Origin of the sequence: Buchnera aphidicola (Cinara cuneomaculata), from assembly GCF_900698865.1 — a bacterium.
Classification (GTDB): Bacteria; Pseudomonadota; Gammaproteobacteria; order Enterobacterales; family Enterobacteriaceae; genus Buchnera_F; species Buchnera_F aphidicola_AA.
Map to the genome: position 1 here is coordinate 338,812 of NZ_LR217695.1, position 19,091 is coordinate 357,902.

16 protein-coding genes, 1 tRNA gene and 1 other RNA gene are annotated in these 19,091 nt (G+C 21.4%); 11 read left to right on the plus strand and 7 right to left on the minus strand.

Annotated features, from left to right (window positions below; genetic code table 11):
• Position 1: 1 nt before the first annotated feature.
• A tRNA-Met gene (locus APCICUMA2628_RS01475) sits at positions 2 to 75 on the minus strand.
• Between the two features lie 243 nt (positions 76 to 318).
• Between APCICUMA2628_RS01475 and nusB the strand changes: the two genes are divergently transcribed.
• Both nusB and APCICUMA2628_RS01485 read left to right on the plus strand, forming a co-directional pair.
• Positions 319 to 735 carry a transcription antitermination factor NusB gene (gene nusB, locus APCICUMA2628_RS01480; protein WP_154027570.1) on the plus strand — a complete coding sequence of 139 codons (417 nt, stop codon included), beginning with the start codon at positions 319 to 321 and terminating at the stop codon, positions 733 to 735.
• Between the two features lie 246 nt (positions 736 to 981).
• A complete protein-coding gene (locus APCICUMA2628_RS01485; RefSeq protein WP_154027572.1) occupies positions 982 to 1,248 on the plus strand; it encodes a TusE/DsrC/DsvC family sulfur relay protein in 267 nt (88 codons plus the stop codon).
• Here the strand turns inward: APCICUMA2628_RS01485 and APCICUMA2628_RS01490 are convergent.
• The 5 genes from APCICUMA2628_RS01490 to cyoA form a co-directional block, all read right to left on the minus strand.
• A complete protein-coding gene (locus APCICUMA2628_RS01490; protein ID WP_154027574.1) occupies positions 1,245 to 2,177 on the minus strand; it encodes a protoheme IX farnesyltransferase in 933 nt (310 codons plus the stop codon). The two genes, APCICUMA2628_RS01485 and APCICUMA2628_RS01490, sit on opposite strands and share 4 nt — an antisense overlap.
• Positions 2,150 to 2,473: a cytochrome o ubiquinol oxidase subunit IV gene (locus APCICUMA2628_RS01495; RefSeq protein ID WP_154027576.1), complete on the minus strand. Its 324-nt coding sequence runs from the start codon at positions 2,471 to 2,473 to the stop codon at positions 2,150 to 2,152. Before APCICUMA2628_RS01495 ends, APCICUMA2628_RS01490 begins: the two co-directional genes overlap by 28 nt.
• A gap of 37 nt (positions 2,474 to 2,510) precedes the next feature.
• Entirely contained in the window at positions 2,511 to 3,095 is a 585-nt protein-coding gene (locus tag APCICUMA2628_RS01500) for a cytochrome c oxidase subunit 3 (protein ID WP_154027578.1), read from the minus strand.
• Positions 3,096 to 3,122: 27 nt separating this feature from the next.
• Positions 3,123 to 5,114: a cytochrome o ubiquinol oxidase subunit I gene (gene cyoB, locus APCICUMA2628_RS01505; protein WP_154027580.1), complete on the minus strand. Its 1,992-nt coding sequence runs from the start codon at positions 5,112 to 5,114 to the stop codon at positions 3,123 to 3,125.
• Between the two features lie 68 nt (positions 5,115 to 5,182).
• A complete protein-coding gene (gene cyoA / locus APCICUMA2628_RS01510; protein ID WP_154027582.1) occupies positions 5,183 to 6,061 on the minus strand; it encodes a ubiquinol oxidase subunit II in 879 nt (292 codons plus the stop codon).
• A 468-nt stretch (positions 6,062 to 6,529) separates the two neighbouring features.
• On the opposite strand from cyoA, the gene APCICUMA2628_RS01515 reads away from it, so the two are divergent.
• The 7 genes from APCICUMA2628_RS01515 (at position 6,530) to APCICUMA2628_RS01545 (ending at position 17,285) form a co-directional block, all read left to right on the plus strand.
• Entirely contained in the window at positions 6,530 to 6,844 is a 315-nt protein-coding gene (locus APCICUMA2628_RS01515) for a BolA family protein (protein ID WP_154027584.1), read from the plus strand.
• Positions 6,845 to 7,247: 403 nt separating this feature from the next.
• Positions 7,248 to 7,868, plus strand: a complete 621-nt coding sequence (locus tag APCICUMA2628_RS01520) for an ATP-dependent Clp protease proteolytic subunit (RefSeq protein WP_154027586.1) — start codon at positions 7,248 to 7,250, stop codon at positions 7,866 to 7,868.
• Positions 7,869 to 7,914: 46 nt separating this feature from the next.
• On the plus strand, positions 7,915 to 9,162 hold the full coding sequence (clpX, locus tag APCICUMA2628_RS01525) for an ATP-dependent Clp protease ATP-binding subunit ClpX (RefSeq protein WP_154027588.1): 1,248 nt from the start codon (positions 7,915 to 7,917) through the stop codon (positions 9,160 to 9,162).
• A gap of 125 nt (positions 9,163 to 9,287) precedes the next feature.
• Positions 9,288 to 11,636 carry an endopeptidase La gene (lon, locus tag APCICUMA2628_RS01530; RefSeq protein WP_154027590.1) on the plus strand — a complete coding sequence of 783 codons (2,349 nt, stop codon included), beginning with the start codon at positions 9,288 to 9,290 and terminating at the stop codon, positions 11,634 to 11,636.
• Between the two features lie 142 nt (positions 11,637 to 11,778).
• Positions 11,779 to 13,617, plus strand: coding sequence for a SurA N-terminal domain-containing protein (locus tag APCICUMA2628_RS01535; RefSeq protein ID WP_154027592.1), 1,839 nt, complete (start codon positions 11,779 to 11,781; stop codon positions 13,615 to 13,617).
• A gap of 138 nt (positions 13,618 to 13,755) precedes the next feature.
• Positions 13,756 to 15,489: an ABC transporter transmembrane domain-containing protein gene (locus APCICUMA2628_RS01540; RefSeq protein WP_154027594.1), complete on the plus strand. Its 1,734-nt coding sequence runs from the start codon at positions 13,756 to 13,758 to the stop codon at positions 15,487 to 15,489.
• A 44-nt stretch (positions 15,490 to 15,533) separates the two neighbouring features.
• On the plus strand, positions 15,534 to 17,285 hold the full coding sequence (locus tag APCICUMA2628_RS01545; protein ID WP_154027596.1) for an ABC transporter transmembrane domain-containing protein: 1,752 nt from the start codon (positions 15,534 to 15,536) through the stop codon (positions 17,283 to 17,285).
• A 38-nt stretch (positions 17,286 to 17,323) separates the two neighbouring features.
• Here the strand turns inward: APCICUMA2628_RS01545 and ffs are convergent.
• Positions 17,324 to 17,418, minus strand: an RNA gene (gene ffs / locus APCICUMA2628_RS01550) — signal recognition particle sRNA small type.
• A gap of 141 nt (positions 17,419 to 17,559) precedes the next feature.
• Between ffs and dnaX the strand changes: the two genes are divergently transcribed.
• Together dnaX and APCICUMA2628_RS01560 are read left to right on the plus strand one after the other, a co-directional pair.
• Entirely contained in the window at positions 17,560 to 18,672 is a 1,113-nt protein-coding gene (gene dnaX, locus APCICUMA2628_RS01555) for a DNA polymerase III subunit gamma/tau (RefSeq protein ID WP_154027598.1), read from the plus strand.
• A gap of 43 nt (positions 18,673 to 18,715) precedes the next feature.
• Complete coding sequence (locus APCICUMA2628_RS01560; RefSeq protein WP_197730074.1) at positions 18,716 to 19,045, plus strand: YbaB/EbfC family nucleoid-associated protein; 330 nt, start codon at positions 18,716 to 18,718, stop codon at positions 19,043 to 19,045.
• Positions 19,046 to 19,091: the final 46 nt, after the last annotated feature.

The following is a 19,091-nucleotide window of genomic DNA, read 5'->3' on the forward strand; positions in this document are numbered from 1 at the left end:
ATTGCGGGAATTGGATTTGAACCAACGACCTTCGGGTTATGAGCCCGACGAGCTACCTGACTGCTCCACCCCGCTATCAATTTTAATTATTATAACATATAAATAATTATTAACAACTATTTTATGGTAAAAAAATGATTTTATTTTATAAAATAAAATCATTGAATAACAATGTTTAAAAATAAAATATTGGTATAATAATTAATTTATTCAAAAATTAAAGATTAATATAATTATTATTATATTAACAATAATAGATATTCAAAAATATTTATAAAAAATATTAAGTATATTTAATAATATAATAGGTATAATATTATGATTCCCATACAGAGAAGAAAAGCGCGAGAATTAGCAATTCAAGCTATATATGCTTGGCAAATATCAAAAAATATTATTATCTCAGAAATTGAAAAATATGTAATCCAACAAAATAAAAAACATTTATTAGATGAAAAATATTTTCATGAAATTTTTACAGGCGTCATTAAAAATGTCCGTTATTTAGATAACATAATTTACCCATATATATCTAATAAAAATAAACGAATCGATCCTATTGAAAAAGCTATACTAAGACTATCTTCTCATGAAATTACACAACGGTTAGATGTTCCGTACAGAGTAATCATTAATGAAGGTATAGAATTAGCAAAAATATTTGGATCACAAAAAAGTCATAAATTTATAAACGGAGTATTAGATAAAATTATTAAAAAAAATAATTTTATTTAATTAATGTTAAATATAAAAATTTATAAAATACTCTTATAAAATATTAAAAATATAAATGTAATAAAATCAATAATATTTAAACAAATAATTAAATTGACAAAAATAATGGTATTATATAATTTAAATAATATAATCTGAATAAATATATTTAATATAAAATATATAAAAATATTAATTATAAATATAATTTATTATATTTATAATTAATAAAAAATATTTAATATAATTTTTTATAAAAATAAAAAAATGAATAATTGGAATATACAATCTGCTAAATATATTGCGAAAAAACTTAATATTACTTTAAATAAAAAACATTGGAAAATTATTTTTTGTATGAGAAATTTTTATAAAAAATATAATTTTACACCATCAACAAGAATATTCTTAAAATATATGAAAAAACAAAATATATCTTTGACTAGTCAAGATTTATTTATCCTGTTTCCAAATGGATTTATGAAATATGCTAGTCAAATATCTGGAATTCCTAGGAATAATAATTGTTTTTAAAAACTATATTTATAAAAATTTATTGATAATATTAAACTAATTAAAAATATTATAAAAATAGATATAAAAAACATAATTCGAGACCATTGTTCATAAGAATAAAAAAAAATATTTTTAATAATAGAAAATAAAAACCACATAAAAATAAAAAAACTTGTAGATAAAAAATAAAAAAAACGCACATAATGAAAATAATATAATAATAAATTAAGTATAAACATACTAACAATGCACACAGACATAAATATATTAGTATATTTTCGATTATATTTTGTAACAAAATTTGGTATATTTGCCTGTTTATAATCTGTATATCGATAAATAATAATAGAATAAGAATGAACTATTTGCCAAAAAATAAATATAAAGAATAAAATCAAACAACACCCATTTAATGCTTTATGTACAGAAATATATCCAATAATAGGTGGTATAGAACCCGACACGCTACCTACGAATATAGAATAACATGATTTTTTTTTAAAAAAAAATGAATAAAGAATCACATAAAAAAATATTCCGGTTAATGATAGAATCATAGATATAAAATTTATATATTTATAAAATATATACAAGCCTAAAAAAATACACAAAATAGCAAATAAAAATAGTATATATATTAATGTATTACTTTTATAATTACATAAAATTCTATTCTTAGTTCGAAGCATAGTTTTATCTAAATTTCTATCAATAATATTATTTAAAATACATGATGCTGCAATGATAAACGTCATACCTAATATGACTTTCATAAATAGCAATTTTAATAAATATCCGCGAGATGCTAAAAAAAATCCTCCTGATAAACTAATTATGTTTCCTATAATAATTCCAGGTTTAATTAACTCTAATTTATTTATTATATTTTTTTTTTTTAAAACAAAAAAAAAATTTAATATTAATGATTTAAATGATCGAAAATCCATAAAGATCCTATAGTAATAATACTAATAATAACACCCGTAAATATCAGTGATGATATAATAAAAAAATTTTTTTTAGAAAAAGAAATATCTATAAAATATTTAAAATATAAAAAAATTTGTATACTTATTAATAACCAAAAAATCCATTTGTATTCAATAAAAAAAAATAAATTATGTGATAATATAAAAAAATATAAAAATATAAAAAATATAGAAATATAAAAACCAATAAAAAATTTTTTTTTCATAAAAATTTTGATAATTTCAATAAAAATATTTTTTTTTATTATCAACATTATTAGTACTCCACTCATATCAAAATAATTCAATTTATTATTTAAAATATATACACATTAATAATATCATCCATATTATGTCTATAAAATGCCAAAATAAACAAAAACAAATAACAGATACATTAACAAAATTCTTAAAATCAAAAATTAAAATTTGAATTATTAAGATTAATATCCACAATAATCCAAAAATAATATGTAATCCATGTATTGCTAAAACAGTAAAAAAAGATGAAAGATAACCGTTTACTGTAGGATAAAATCCTTTATTAAACATATGTAACCATTCAAAATATTCTAACGATAAAAAAATACTTCCTAAAAAAAATGTAATTAATAAAAAAATTAACATATATTTTTTAGAATGTTTATGTAAAAAATATTTAACTAAACTACATGATAAAGCACTAAATAATAAAATTAATGTTTCTAAAAAAATTATAAACCATGAAAATAAATGATTTTCTTGTAAAAAATTATCGTATCCATGTCGTGACATAATGATATGTACCACAAATAATATTGCAAAAATAATACAATCACTCATTAAATAAACCCAAATACCAAAAATATTTTTATTTTCTAACGAAGAATACGAAATATATTTTTTTTTTATGTTCACGATATATCCCTATATGACATTCATATTTTATTTATGATTATTTTTTTTATTAGTAGATTTATATTTGTTTTCTATTTCGTAAATTCTATTTTTTGAAATAATATATCCATTATCTACTTTAAGAGATTTAATTAAAATAATAAAAAAAATTCCAATTAATGATAAAAAAACTAACCACCAAATATGCCATATCATTGAAAAACCAAATATTGTAGTTAACACACTAATAATAATACCTGTAGACGTATTATTAGGCATATGAATAGATTCAAAATGATTACCTATACCAATATTTTTATTTATTTTTTCATACCAAAAATTATCTATTTTTTTTATTAACGGTATAACTGCAAAATTATATACAGGTGGAGGAGATAAAATAGACCATTCTAATGTTCTACCATTCCAAGGATCTCCACTATCATCTCTATATTCATCAGAATGTCGATTTTTAATTGATATAAACAATTGTATTAATTGAGCTACAATACCTAAAAAAATTATAATACTACCAATAGCAGCTACCGTTAAAAGATTATGATATTCGACATCAATATTTTGACTTAATCTACGAGTCATACCCATACATCCTAATATATATAGCGGAATAAAAGCTATAAAAAAGCCATTAATCCATAATAAAAATGCAACTTTACCCCAATATTCATTCAATTTAAAACCAAAAATCTTAGGAAACCAATAAGTTATACCTGCAAAACAGCCAAAAACTACACCACCAATAATTACATTGTGAAAATGAGCCACTAAAAATAAACTATTATGAAAAACAAAGTCTATTGAAGGTATGGATAACAATACACCTGCCATACCACCTACCGTGAAACTAACTAAAAAACCAATAGTCCATAACATAGCGGAATGAAAAACAATACGACCACGATACATTGTAAATAACCAGTTGAATATTTTTACACCAGTCGGAATAGCAATTATCATAGTAGTAATACTAAAAAAAGAATTTACATCTGCTCCAGCACCCATTGTAAAAAAATGATGTAACCATACAAGAAAAGATAATATCGTAATAACAATAGTAGCCCATATTAAAGAAATATATCCAAATAATGCTTTTCTAGAAAATGTAGATACTATTTCTGAAAAAATACCAAATATTGGTAATATTAATATATAAACTTCAGGATGTCCCCATATCCAAATTAAATTGATATATAACATCATGTTTCCACCTAGATCATTAGTGAAAAAATGAAAACCTAAATACCTATCTAAAGATAAAAATACTAACGTAATAAATAAAACAGGAAAAGATATTAATATAAGAATGTTAGTACATAATGCTGTCCAAGTAAAAACAGGCATCTTAAACATCGTCATACCTGGAGCACGAAAATTAATAATAGTTACTATAAAATTAATAGCAGTTAAAATCGTACCTAAACCTGATATCTGTAAAATCCAAATCCAATAATCTACACCTACTCCTGGACTATACTGAATTCCTGATAATGGAGGATATCCTAACCAACCAGTTGCAGCAAATTCACCGATTCCCAAAGATAGCATCATTAAAAAAACTGAACTAGCAGTTAACCAAAAACTTAAATTATTTAATAAAGGAAACGCCAAATCTCTTGCTCCAATTTGTAAAGGAATAACAAAATTCATTAAACCAATCACTAGAGGCATAGCTACAAAAAAAATCATAATGACACCATGAGCTGTAAATACTTGATCATAATGATTTGCTGGTAAAATATTGATATGCCCGCCAGGTAAAGATGAAAAAAACTGTTGTAATCGCATTATTACAGCATCAGAAAACCCCCGTAAAAACATAACAAATGATAGTATGAAATACATAACAGCAATTTTTTTATGATCTACAGATGTAAACCAATTACGCCATAAATAATTCCACTTTTTTAAATACGTAATATACACACCGAGCGTTAAAGAAAATAATATAATTACAATATATGTAATCATAATTATCGGATCATGAAATGGTATTGCATTAATAGTTAATTTTCCAAACATTCTTATTTACCTTTAATAAATAAAATATACAATTAGATAATTCATTTTTATTTATATAAATAAAGTAATTATTTTTTATATATGTTATTAAACATACCTTTAATTTTATAAAACAATAAAGGATCAACATATGAAAAATATTGTATATTATGTTGTTTAGTATGACGCGATAAATCTAAAAATTGTTTTTTAAATAATAAAAAATTGTTTTTTAATTTTACATGTTCTATCCATGTATAAAAATCATACATATTTTCATAAACACAAACATTAAATTTCATATTAGAAAAACCATAACCACTATAATTAGATGAAATACCTTTATAACAACCACTATTATTTGCTATTAAATTTAATTCTGTTTTCATTCCTGCCATAGTATAAATTTGGCTACCTAAATGAGGTATAAAGAAAGAATTCATTATAGAATGTGAAGTAATATTTAAATGTATAGGAATATTTTTAGGAAACGATATTTCGTTAATAGTAGCTATTTTATAGTACGGATAAATAAACAACCAACGCCAATTTAAAGAAATTACTTCAATAACAATCGGTTTATTAATGTTAACTTTTAAAGATTTCTTTGGATCTAATTTATGAGTAGTAGTCCATGATAAATGCGCTAAATAAAATATTATTATAATAGGAACTAACCAACATATTGCTTCCAATAAATATGAGTGATTCCAATTAGGCATATAATCTGATAAATTATTTGAATCACGATAAATATATGCAATAAATATTATTAAAAAAAGTACTGGTAACACCACGAGCAACATAACGCGAAAAACTAATAAAACTAATTTAAATTCAGTATGTGAAATATATCCGTAAGAACGAACATATATATTTTTACTAATATAAAAAATAAGCAATGAAATCGAAAAAACAAAAAAAATTATTAAAATTTTAAAGATATGTGGTTTCTTGAATAATTTCATTATCTTAATACCTATATAAAGCTATATATTCATATTGTTATAATTCTTTTTTATAAAAAAATTATAAAATATATTAAAAATATAAAAATATTCTTAACATTTAGCATTAAAAATTTTTTATGAATAATAAAAAACAAATATTTATTAATTTAATCCAGATAAATAATAGCAATATTATTTATCGATTCTAAATTGACAACGATCACAATTATATTGTATATTAAAAATAAATATATATTTATCTATATTTAAAACTCTCATTTATCATCTAAACTTCATAATATTCAAAAAAATAATTTATAATATAAATATCTGAAAATTTATTTCATAAAAGTACCATACTTATAAAATAAAAAAAATTATTTTATATTAAAAAAATTATTAATTTAATATTTAAAATGTTTAATATAATATATATTATTATAACTAATAATAATATAACATATTACTTATACATATCAGCTAATTATGAAAAATATCATTGAAAAAAAAATAACATCAAAATTAAATATTTATTATTTAAAAATAACTGATACTAGTCATCTACATCACAATAATAACTGTAAAAACAAACATTTTAGCATCATTATATCTGCATACGAATTTAATAATTTATCCTTATTTCAGCAACATAATATAATTTATAAATTATTTTTTAACTACATTCCTAAAAAAATATATGCTATACAATTAAAAACATATGATGTATATCAATGGAATAGAATAAAAAATAAATCGTTAATATTAACACCATGTGTATATTATAAAAAAATATTCAATTAAATTCATAATTAAATGCAATATATCAAATAATAATTATATTCACGTCAATAAAAATCATGTTTATTAAAAATGAATAAATCATTTATATACACTGAAGATATAAAAAATATAATTATTATTATATTTTATTTGTTATATTAGAGATATAATCATACTGTAATCTGGATAATTAAATTAATAATATAAAATGTGTATTTAAAAATGTCATACTTCTATACCTCAAAAATAAATATCTATCTATATATATTAAATAATAAAATACTAATAAAAATATAAAAAAATTATTTAAAATAAATAATAATCATTGTCTATAAAATACTTCGTTAAGTATCTACAAAATATATATAATGCCATACTAATAAATCAACAATACAAATCACTATTTTAAAAATAGGAATAAAATATGACCTTGATTAATAACAATAATAATATAAGATATGATAATTCCTTAATACCTTTTGTAATTGATAAAAGTTATCAAGGTGAACGTTCTTATGATATTTTTTCACGATTATTAAAAGATAGAATAATTTTTATAACTGGCGCAATCAACGATCATCTTGCTAGTATTATTATATCGCAAATATTATTTTTAGAATCAGAAAATAAAAAAAAAGATATTTTTTTATATATTAATTCTCCTGGAGGAATAATAACATCCGGTCTCTCAATTTATGATACCATGCAATTTGTTAAACCGGATATAAATACAATATGTTTAGGTCAAGCTTGTTCAATGGCCGCTATACTATTATGCGCAGGAAAAAAAGGAAAACGATTTTGTTTACCTCATGCTAGAATTATGCTGCACCAACCTCTGGGTGGATTTCAAGGACAAGCATCAGATATTATAATACATGCTAAAGAAATAAAAAAAATAAAAAAAATAATAAATAATTTATTATCTTATCATACACAACAATCTATTGAAAAAATAACACAAGATATAGAGCGTGATTATTTTTTTTCTCCACAAGAAGCTATTAAATATGGTCTTATCGATTTTATTTTAAAAAATAGATAATGAAATTTATATAAAAATTAAATAATAAATGATTATAGAGAAAAATATGGATAATACTGTTAATAGTCAAAATCATATATTTTGTTCATTTTGCAAAAAAAAAGAAAATGAAGTAACAAAAATTATTAGTGGACCATCAGGACATATTTGTGACCAATGTGTTTTACTATGTTATGATATTTTAAATAAAAAAAATTTAAATACAAATAAATCAATCATTCCTTTACCTACACCAAAAACTATAAAAAAATATTTAGATAAATTTATCATAGGCCAAAAAAAAGCTAAAAAAATAATTTCTGTCGCTGTATATAATCACTATAAAAAATTAAATTCTTTAGTAGATAAAAATACAGTACACATAGAAAAAAGTAATATTTTATTAATTGGACCTACAGGAACAGGTAAAACTCTAATTGCAGAAACATTAGCAAAATATTTAAAAGTACCTTTTTCTATTTCAGACGCTACAACTCTAACAGAAGCAGGTTATGTAGGGGAGGATGTCGAAAATATTTTAAGAAGATTAATAGAAAATAGTAACTATGACATTAAGCAAGCAGAAAGAGGAATTATATATATTGATGAAATTGATAAAATTACAAAAAAAACAGCAAATGTTTCAATAACTCGTGATGTATCCGGAGAAGGTGTACAACAAGCTTTGTTAAAAATTCTTGAAGGAACAGTGGCTTCTGTACCTATTACTGGCGGTAGAAGACATCCACAACAAGAAACCTGGAAAATTGATACTTCTAAAATTTTATTTATTTGTGGAGGATCATTTTTTGGTTTAAAAAATATTATATCAAATCGTATTTATAATAAATCTAATATTGGATTTTATAAAAATAAAAAAAAAAATGTTTTTATTAAAAATCATCATAACTTAAGTAATAAAACTGTACATACACAAGATCTTATTAAATACGGATTAATACCTGAATTTATTGGAAGATTACCAATAATAGTAAAACTCCATGATTTAACGCAAGACGATTTAATAAAAATATTAAAGAAACCAAAAAACGCTTTAATTAAACAGTATAAACAGTTATTTTTATTCGATAATATTAAATTAAAATTTGATAATTCTGCTGTAATAGAAATTGCTAAAAAAGCAATAAGAAAAAAAACTGGAGCTAGAGGATTACGCTCTATTCTAGAATATTCTTTATTAAAAATAATGTATAAAGCACCTACTTTAAAAAATATAAAAAGTATTTATATTGATGCATCAGTTATTCAAGGAAAAAGTTCACCTAAATTATTTTTTTTAGAAAAAAAAATATAAATAAAATAACGATTTATCAGAAAAAATATAAAAATAAACATAAACTCTATTTATAAACATCTTAATTAAAATATACAACTATAAACATTATGTTTATATATCAATACTAACAGAGAGAAATATATATGAATTCTGGGTATTCTGAAAATATTAATATTCCAATACTACCTTTACGAGATATTGTAATTTATCCATATATGGTGACTCCTTTATTTATCGGTCGCAAAAATTCAATAAAATGTATAGAATTTTCAATGCAACATGATAAAAAAATACTACTAATTACACAAAAAAAAGCAACAATAAAAAATCCAAAAAAAAGTGATTTATTTGCTATCGGTACAGTAGCAAAAATTTTACAAATTTTACATTTACCGGATGGAACAATAAAAATATTAATTGAAGGAAAAAAACGAGCAAAAATAAAAAATATAAAAAAAAATGATACTTGTTATATTGCACAAATTAATTACATTAAATCTATTAATATAAAAGAAAAAGAAAAAAAAGTATTAATTAATTTAACAATTAATCAATTTAAAAAATATATTAATATAAATAAAAAAATGTCTCCAGATATAGTAAAAATACTAAAAAAAACCAATAATATAGAAAAATTAAGTGATATTTTATCACATCACATGCCGTTAAAAATACAAGATAAACAATCTTTATTAGAAATGTCTCATACTAGTAAACGTTTAGAATTTTTAATTAGCATTATGAAATCTGAAATAGATTTATTGAAAGTAGAAAAAAGAATTAGAAATAGAATTAAAAAACAAACAGAAAAAAATCAAAGAGAATATTTTCTAACTGAACAAATGAAAGCTATTCAAAAAGAACTAGGATATCCTGAAAATTCTATTGATGAGAATAAAAAATTAAAAAATAAAATAAATTTAGCTAAAATGCCAAAAGAAGCAGATATAAAAACACGAACAGAATTAAAAAAATTACAAATGATGTCACCCATGTCAGCAGAAGCAACAGTTGTAAGAAACTACGTTGAATGGATGATACAAATACCATGGCATAAAAAAAGCAAAACGAAAAAAAATCTTAAAACTGCTCATAAGATATTAAATATCGATCATTTTGGTTTAAACGAAGTAAAAGAACATATTTTAGAATATTTAGCCGTACAACACCGAACAAAAAAAATTAAAGGACCAATTCTTTGTTTAGTAGGTCCACCAGGTATCGGAAAAACTTCATTAGGAAAATCTATTGCTCGAGCAACAGGAAGAAAATATGTTCGTATGGCTTTAGGGGGTATTAGAGATGAAGCAGAAATTCGAGGACATAGAAGAACATATATTGGATCTATGCCCGGAAAATTAATGCAACAAATAACTAAGTCAGGTGTAAAAAATCCTTTATTTTTATTGGATGAAATTGATAAAATGGCATTTGATATACGAATAGATCCAGCCGCTGCTTTGTTAGAAGTATTAGATCCTGAACAAAATAATTCATTTAATGATCATTATTTAGAAATAGATTATGATTTATCAGAAGTTATGTTTATCGCTACTTCTAATTCAATGAACATACCTACTCCTTTATTAGATCGTATGGAAGTTATACGATTATCAGGATATACTGAAGAAGAAAAAATAAATATCGCCAAAAAATATTTACAACCAAAACAAATGAAAGAAAATGCTCTAAAAAAAACAGAATTATCTATTAATGATAGTGCATTAATAGATATTATTAGATATTACACACGAGAATCAGGTGTAAGATCTTTAGAAAGAACAATATCAAAAATTTGTAGAAAAACTGTAAAAAAAATTTTATTAAATAAAAATTGCAATAAAATTATTATAGATAAAAAAAATTTAAAAAATTATTTAGGTATTAAGAAATATGCGTATGGAAAAATAAGTAAAAATAATCAAATAGGACAAGTAACTGGATTAGCTTGGACAGAAATGGGCGGAGATTTATTAACTATTGAATGTACTAGTGTACCGGGTAAAGGAAAATTAATATATACCGGATCACTTGGAAAAATAATGAAAGAGTCCATACAAACAGCTTTAACCGTTATACGAGCACAAGCGCATAAATTATGTATTAAACAAGATTTTTATAATACAATCGATATTCATATACATGTACCGGAAGGTGCAACTCCTAAAGATGGACCGAGTGCCGGAATAACAATGTGTACCGCTATAGCCTCGTGTTTAACGAATAATCCAGTTAAATCAAATATTGCAATGACAGGAGAAATTACTTTACGAGGACAAGTATTAAATATTGGCGGATTAAAAGAAAAGTTAATAGCTGCCCATCGTGGAGGAGTAAAAACAGTATTGATACCTTTTGGAAATAAAAGAGAATTATCAAAAATTCCGAAAAATATTTTATCTGGTTTAAATATATATCCAATTAAGCACATTCAAGATATCCTCACATTAGCTTTAGAGAAAAATCCTTATGTCAGTAACATAGATAAATAAAAAAATGTGAAAAAATTGAATAATTTTCATTATACATAACACAACTAGCAAATTTTATTTTTTTTTGCTAGTTATTAATCAATTTTTAAATATAAAAATATCCTAAATAATTAAATAATATTCCAAAAAGGTCTATACAACAATGTCCTTGTTACAACATTTTTATAAGAAAAAAATTTTAATAATCATTACAATTGGGATCATATCTTCTACAATATTAGGTAGCATGTCAAATTTATTTATACGTAATAATCAATTACCTATTTTAGAAATTAATAAAGAAAAAATTTATCCTGAAATATTAAAACTAAATTACTATATAAACAAACACATTAATGATAAAAATATTAAAAATATATTATCACATCATATTCAGAAACAAGAATATTCTCAATATATTTTCAAACAAACAATTATAAAATTAATTAATGAATCGCTTCTAAAGCAATATGTCGATAAAATCGACTTACATATATTAAAAAAACATGCAATAAAAATAATCATGTCTTCAAAATATTTTCAAACAAATAATTCTTTTGATTATACAAAATATTTAAAATTTATTAATTCCATAATGTATTCAAATAATAAATATGTTGATGCATTAAAAAAAAAAATTGCAGTACAATATTTTATTAAAATTTTATTAAAATCAATGATTATACTAAAATCAGATATAAACAAAAAATTAAAAAAAATAATAGATAGAAAAAATATACAAATTACTAATTTTAAAATTCATCTTACAGATCTTATAAAAAAAAATAGTATATCTACAATCAAACGATCTTTGTATTTAAATAAAGATAAATTTTATAATCCTGAATTTTATGAAATAAAGATAATACATTTAAAAAAAAAAACTACTAAAAAAAATCTTAAATATCATACAAATTTATATTTAAATCAAATAAAAAAAAAATATCATTATACATGCATACAAACAAATGACCTAAAAATAGCACATACATTAATACATAAAATTAAAAAAAATCAAGATAATAAAAAAATTAATAATATAATCTTAAAAAAAAATAAAAAAAAATTTAATTTTATAAATTTAGGATGGATAAAAAAAAAAAACATACCTCATTTTATTAAAAATTGCCACTTAAAAAAAATTGGCGACTATTCTAAAATAATTTTATATAAAAATAATTTTTTTATATTTAAATTAAATGATATAAAATATATAAATACTACAAAATCAGAAATAATTAAAAATTATATTAAAAAAATAATAAAATTTAATAATATATTTTTTAAAAATATAATAAAAAAAAATAATCTTAATTTTTTATTAAAAAATCACCATTTAAAATTAAAAAAATTATGTTCTCAAAAAGTATTAAAAATATACATAACTAAACCGATGATATATAAAAACTTAATTAAATATTCTCATTCTAAAGCATTTAATAAATATATAAAAAAAAATTTTTCTTATAAAGAAATTCATAATCAAACATCACCTATAAAAATATATAAAAATATAAATAATCATATTTATTTAATACAAATTAATTCTAAAAAAATATCAAATATTCAACAAAAACAAATAATTTATCAAGAATTTTTAAAAAATTTAATACTAAAAACGACACAAGAAAAAAATTCTTTATTAATAAAAAAATTTTTATTAACTAATAATAATAACAAAAAAAATTTTTTAAAAAAAAATCACATATATATTAATCAAAACAACACATTATCTTATCAAAAAAACAAAGAAATAATTAAAATTATTAAACAATTACCTAAACCAAAAAAAAATAATTTTATATATTTTTTGTTACGTGATTTTAGAAAAAACGATACATTAATAATACTAACGAATGAATTTTTTAAAAAATTCAATACCATTGAAAAAAAAATTATCATAAAACAAGCTAAAGAATACATGAAAATAAAAATTATTAATACTATTTTACAAAATTTATATAAAAAATCTAAAATCATATATAATTCTAATGAAAAATAATCTCTACTAAATAAAATCATAATGAAAAAATTTATCTAACTAAATTAGAAAAACATTATTTATATTTCGCTATGGATAAATAAATATCCATGATAGTTTTTAAACATCTCATCAATATATAAAAAATAAGGTAAATATGTGGAATTATTTAAAGAATTGAAATGGTACTTTATACAAGAATGGAAAAGATATACGGGAGCATTAATATTACTCTCTATAATGACAATATTACAATTATTACCATCTAAAATAATAGGAAATACAATAGATTTAATTTTAAATTATCATTCTTCTAATCAAGATATAATATTAAAAATATTACAAGTCGTATTAATATCTATTGTTGTGTATACATTACGATATTTTTGGAGAATTTTATTATTTGGTGCATCAAATCAACTAACATCTCAATTACGAGAAAAATTTTGTTCTGCTTTGCTACAACAGGATGCATTATTTTATTCAAAATATAGAAACGGTGATCTTATATCTCGAGCAACAAATGATATTGATAGAATTGTATTTGCTGCCGGAGAAGGAATACTCACTATTATTGACTCCTTTGTTGTAGGATGTTCTGTAATTGTAATGATGTGTATACAAACTAATTGGAAATTATCTTTTTTTTCTTTAATTCCTATGCCAGTAATGGCTATTATGATCAAAAGATATGGAAAATTACTATATATAAATTTTCAACAATCACAAAAATATTTTTCTTTTTTAAATAATCAAGCCCAAGATAGTCTCAGTAATATCCATATGATACGAAATTTTGGATTAGAAGAAACAGAAATAAAAAAATTTTCTACCGTAGCTCATAATGTCGGTAAACAAGATTTTCAAGTATCAAAACTAGATGCTCAATTAGATCCGATTATTCATATTTCAGTGGCATTATCTAATTTATTTGCAATATTAGGAGGCAGTTTTTTAATTACAAAAAATCAATTAACATTCGGACAATTAACTAGTTTTATTTTATACTTAGGATCTATGATTTGGCCAATATTAGCGTTTGCTTGGATGTTCAATATATTAGAAAGAGGAAATGTTTCTTGGAAAAGAATAAAAAAAATAATTTCATATAATAAACAACAAAATATTCAATCAAATATTTTTAATATAAATTTATTACAAAATTTAACTATAAATATAAAAAATTTTTCCTTTCCTGACAGAAAAAATAATTCGTTGTATAATATAAAATTATATATACCTCATTGCACAACTTTAGGAATTTGCGGTCCTACAGGATCCGGAAAAACTACTTTAATTCGATTAATTCAACAACATTTTATTTTATCAAAGGGATATATCCGATATCATAACTATAATATAAAAGATATATCTCTAAAAAATTGGCGTAAAATTATATCTGTTGTAAGTCAAACACCATTTTTATTTTCTGATAGTATATTTAATAACATTGCATTTGGAAAAAATAATGCTTCTATTCAAGAAGTTAAATATGCAGCTAAACTTGCTTGTGTTCATGATGATATAAAAAAATTACCACATGGATACTATACTCAAATTGGAGAAAAAGGTATAAAATTATCAGGAGGTCAAAAACAACGTATTACAATTGCTAGAGCTTTTTTAGCGCCATCAAAAATTTTTATATTAGATGATCCATTATCATCAGTAGATCACGATACAGAATATAAAATTATTAAAAATATTCATAAATATACACAAAAAAATAAATTAACCACTATAGTATCTACACATAGACTATCAATATTAGAACAATTTGATAATATTATTGTTTTAAAAAATGGTACTATTTTACATGAAGGTTCACATAAAAAATTACTATCTACAAAAAATTGGTATTCTAAAATGTATAATTATCAAAAATTTAAATAAAACAATTTTTTATATGATATTTTCCCTTATACAGGAACAACAGAATGGAAGAAAAGCAGTACTCTTCATGGAAGATAATAAAAAGATTATTATCTTATTATTCCAAAAAAAAACATTTATTACTATTTTCATGTACATTAATTTTCTTATCTACAATAACAGAAATTTCTAGTCCAATTATATTAAGTAATTTTATTAATAATATTTTAAAAAATAGAATAGTTAAAATAGAATCAATAATATTTCTAACAATTTATTTTATAACATTACAACTATTATCATCATTATTTAACTATCTTTATAGTATATATTTTAGTAAAATATCTACTGATATTGTTCAAGAATTAAGAATTAAAATGGTTGAAATTGCATTAAAACAACCCATGAAAATATTTGACCAAAAACCAATCAGTTCTATAGTTACTAAAATAACTAGCGATACGGAGTCAATAAAAGAATTTTATGAGGTAATTGTATCGTCATTTATAAAAAGTTTTATACTATTTAGTATCATTCTAACTACAATGTTTATTTTAGAATGGCGTATGGCATTGATTAGTTCTATAATAGTACCAATAATTATTATAATAATTACCACTCATCAATATTATAGTAAACCAATCATCAAAAAAATAAAATACTCATTATCAAAATTAAACAACACTATTAGTGAAATTATTAATGGAATAGCAATTATTCAACAATTTAATCAAGAAAAAAATTTTATTAAAAAAATTAAAATTATTAATAATATTAATTATTCAAATAACATGAAAATGTTGAAAATAGATGGATTACTACTCCGACCATTATTAAATTTAATATCTTCAATTATTTTATCTGTTATTATATTAATAATAAAATTATTTCCCACTGAAATTATAAAAATTAGCATTTTGCATACTTTTATAAATTATTTACGATATCTAAACGAACCGATCGTTGTTATTGCAAACCAACAATCTTTATTACAACAAGCTATCGTTTCATCAGAAAGAATTTTCCGATTCATTGATTCACCCATACAGATATACGGAAAATATACTGATCCATTAAAAAGCGGTAAAATAAAATTACATAATATATGTTTTTCCTATCCTAATACAAAAAAAACTATATTAAAAAATATAAATATTAATATACCAGATAAAAGTTGTATAGCATTAGTAGGTAAAACAGGAAGTGGTAAAACCACATTATCTAACTTAATTTTAGGACATTATCCAACTACAAGCGGAATTCTGTATATAGATGATAAACCAATTAATTCACTTTCTAACGAAACATTACGAAAAAATATTTCTATTGTCCAGCAAGATCCGACTATCTTATATGATAATTTAATCAAAAATGTATCTTTAAATCGAAATATAACACGCGAAAAAGTTATTCAAGCACTACATCAAAGTCAACTAAAAGAATTAATTGACACACTCCCTAATGGATATATGTCGATATTAGGACAAGGCGGTAATAATCTTTCACAAGGACAAAAACAACTAATTGGTATAGCTCGTATATTAGTATCTAATCCTAAAATATTAATTTTTGATGAAGCAACCGCTAGTATAGATTCAGAATCTGAACAAAAAATACAAAAAATATTATCTTCTATTCGAAAAAAATCTACAGTAATAATTATTGCACATAGATTATCTACTATAATAGATTCCGATCTTATCATAGTATTAGATCATGGAAAAATAGTTGAAAAAGGAAATCACAATCAATTATTACAGAAAAAAGGATTATATCATACTATGTATACTTATCAAAATAATAACAACTCTCTATAAACGAGAGTATATATAGCATAAAAAATATTTTTAAAATCTGCTAGAGATCTAATAACACCTATATTATTTAATTTGGCTGCTTCTTTCCAGACCTGACCAGTTATTTAAATAGATAGCGTTATTATAACCTCTAACAGATTATTAAAATATAATACAAAATAATATAAGTAATAATAGTTAATAACCATTAAATATTAATTTATTATATAAGTCAAGAAAAATTTAGATATTAATATATAAATTTTTAAATACATATTTTATTCTACGGAGAAAAATGAAATACCAAATTTTATCTAATAAATGGCGCCCACAAAGTTTTAATCAAATAATAGGACATAAATATATAATCAATATCTTGAAAAATAGTTTAGATTTACAACGAATTCATCAATCATGGTTATTTTCTGGTATGCATGGAGTAGGAAAAACAACTATAGCTAGAATATTAGCTAAAAGTTTAAATTGTAACAATGGAATTACATCTCAACCATGTCGAATTTGTAAAAATTGTATTTCAATAGAAAAAGGAAATTTTTTAGATGTTATAGAACTAGATGCTGCATCTAAAACAAAAGTAGAAGATATTAAAACCATACTAGATTCTACCAAATATCCTCCTATAACCGGAAGATTTAAAATTTATTTAATTGATGAAATACATATGCTATCTAAAAATAGCTTTAATGCATTATTAAAAATTCTAGAAGAACCACCTAAATATATAAAATTCATTTTAGCGACAACACATGTTAAAAAAATACCAAATACAATCATTTCTCGTTGTCTTCATATACATTTATCCGCTATTACTAATAAACATATATCTAATTATTTGAATGATAAATTAAAAAAAGAAAATATTCATATTAATAAAGAAATATTAGATCTCATTTCTAATTCTGCTCAAGGTAGTATTAGAGATGCTATTAATACTCTTGAATTAATAATGTGTTCAAATAACAATAAATTAATAAAAAAAAAAACTATTAATCAATTATTAGGAACATTCGGTAAAAAAAAGATATTATTATTAGCAAAAAATATTATTACAAATAATATTGACGATACATTAAAAATAATAGATGATGCAGAACAACAAGGGATACAATATAATAATATCGTACTATCACTAATTACTTTTTTTCATCATTTATCTATAGTAAAGATTGCTTCATCTCAAAAAAAATATTTAACAGATAAATTATCTGAATATGATAAAATCATTTATACTTTATCTAAAAAAATTTTATTTAAAGACATACAGATCTATTGTAAAATTCTTATTCAAGGAGAAAAATATATAAGATATGCTCCAAATCCTAAAATTGGTATAGAAATAATATTATTTCAAATTTATCAATATATAATAGATAAACATAATATTTAATTAAAATATTTATTAAAATAAACCTTAACAAAAATTCAATGTAATGAAAAAAAATATGTTTACCAATGAAAAAATCAATGAAATAATGAAACAAGCTAAAAAAATTCAACAAAACATCGAAAAAATACAAAAAGATATCACTACTACTAGTATTACTGGAAAATCAGGAATTGATTTAGTATCTGTAGTTATGAATGGAAATTATATATGCAAATCTATTATAATAAATGATGAATTATGGAATGAAAACAATAAATTATTACTACAAGATTTAATTGTTGCAGCAGTTAATGATGCCGTTACAAAAATTTCAAAATTACAACAAAAAAAAATGTCAATAAACTCTAATTTTTTACAACCAAATAATAAATAAAATAATTTTTAACCTTTAAAAATCAGTTATACTATATAATAAAATA

What these genes read in the sequence shown, in the direction of transcription:
- clpX (WP_154027588.1), top strand. Translation starts at nt 7,915, where the DNA reads ATGGATAATACTGTTAATAGTCAAAATCATATATTTTGTTCATTTTGC.
- dnaX (WP_154027598.1), top strand. Translation starts at nt 17,560, where the DNA reads ATGAAATACCAAATTTTATCTAATAAATGGCGCCCACAAAGTTTTAAT.
- APCICUMA2628_RS01485 (WP_154027572.1), top strand. Translation starts at nt 982, where the DNA reads ATGAATAATTGGAATATACAATCTGCTAAATATATTGCGAAAAAACTT.
- APCICUMA2628_RS01495 (WP_154027576.1), bottom strand. Translation starts at nt 2,473, where the DNA reads ATGTTGATAATAAAAAAAAATATTTTTATTGAAATTATCAAAATTTTT.
- APCICUMA2628_RS01535 (WP_154027592.1), top strand. Translation starts at nt 11,779, where the DNA reads ATGTCCTTGTTACAACATTTTTATAAGAAAAAAATTTTAATAATCATT.
- cyoA (WP_154027582.1), bottom strand. Translation starts at nt 6,061, where the DNA reads ATGAAATTATTCAAGAAACCACATATCTTTAAAATTTTAATAATTTTT.
- lon (WP_154027590.1), top strand. Translation starts at nt 9,288, where the DNA reads ATGAATTCTGGGTATTCTGAAAATATTAATATTCCAATACTACCTTTA.
- APCICUMA2628_RS01520 (WP_154027586.1), top strand. Translation starts at nt 7,248, where the DNA reads ATGACCTTGATTAATAACAATAATAATATAAGATATGATAATTCCTTA.
- APCICUMA2628_RS01560 (WP_197730074.1), top strand. Translation starts at nt 18,716, where the DNA reads ATGAAAAAAAATATGTTTACCAATGAAAAAATCAATGAAATAATGAAA.
- nusB (WP_154027570.1), top strand. Translation starts at nt 319, where the DNA reads ATGATTCCCATACAGAGAAGAAAAGCGCGAGAATTAGCAATTCAAGCT.
- APCICUMA2628_RS01545 (WP_154027596.1), top strand. Translation starts at nt 15,534, where the DNA reads ATGGAAGAAAAGCAGTACTCTTCATGGAAGATAATAAAAAGATTATTA.
- APCICUMA2628_RS01490 (WP_154027574.1), bottom strand. Translation starts at nt 2,177, where the DNA reads ATGGATTTTCGATCATTTAAATCATTAATATTAAATTTTTTTTTTGTT.
- APCICUMA2628_RS01515 (WP_154027584.1), top strand. Translation starts at nt 6,530, where the DNA reads ATGAAAAATATCATTGAAAAAAAAATAACATCAAAATTAAATATTTAT.
- cyoB (WP_154027580.1), bottom strand. Translation starts at nt 5,114, where the DNA reads ATGTTTGGAAAATTAACTATTAATGCAATACCATTTCATGATCCGATA.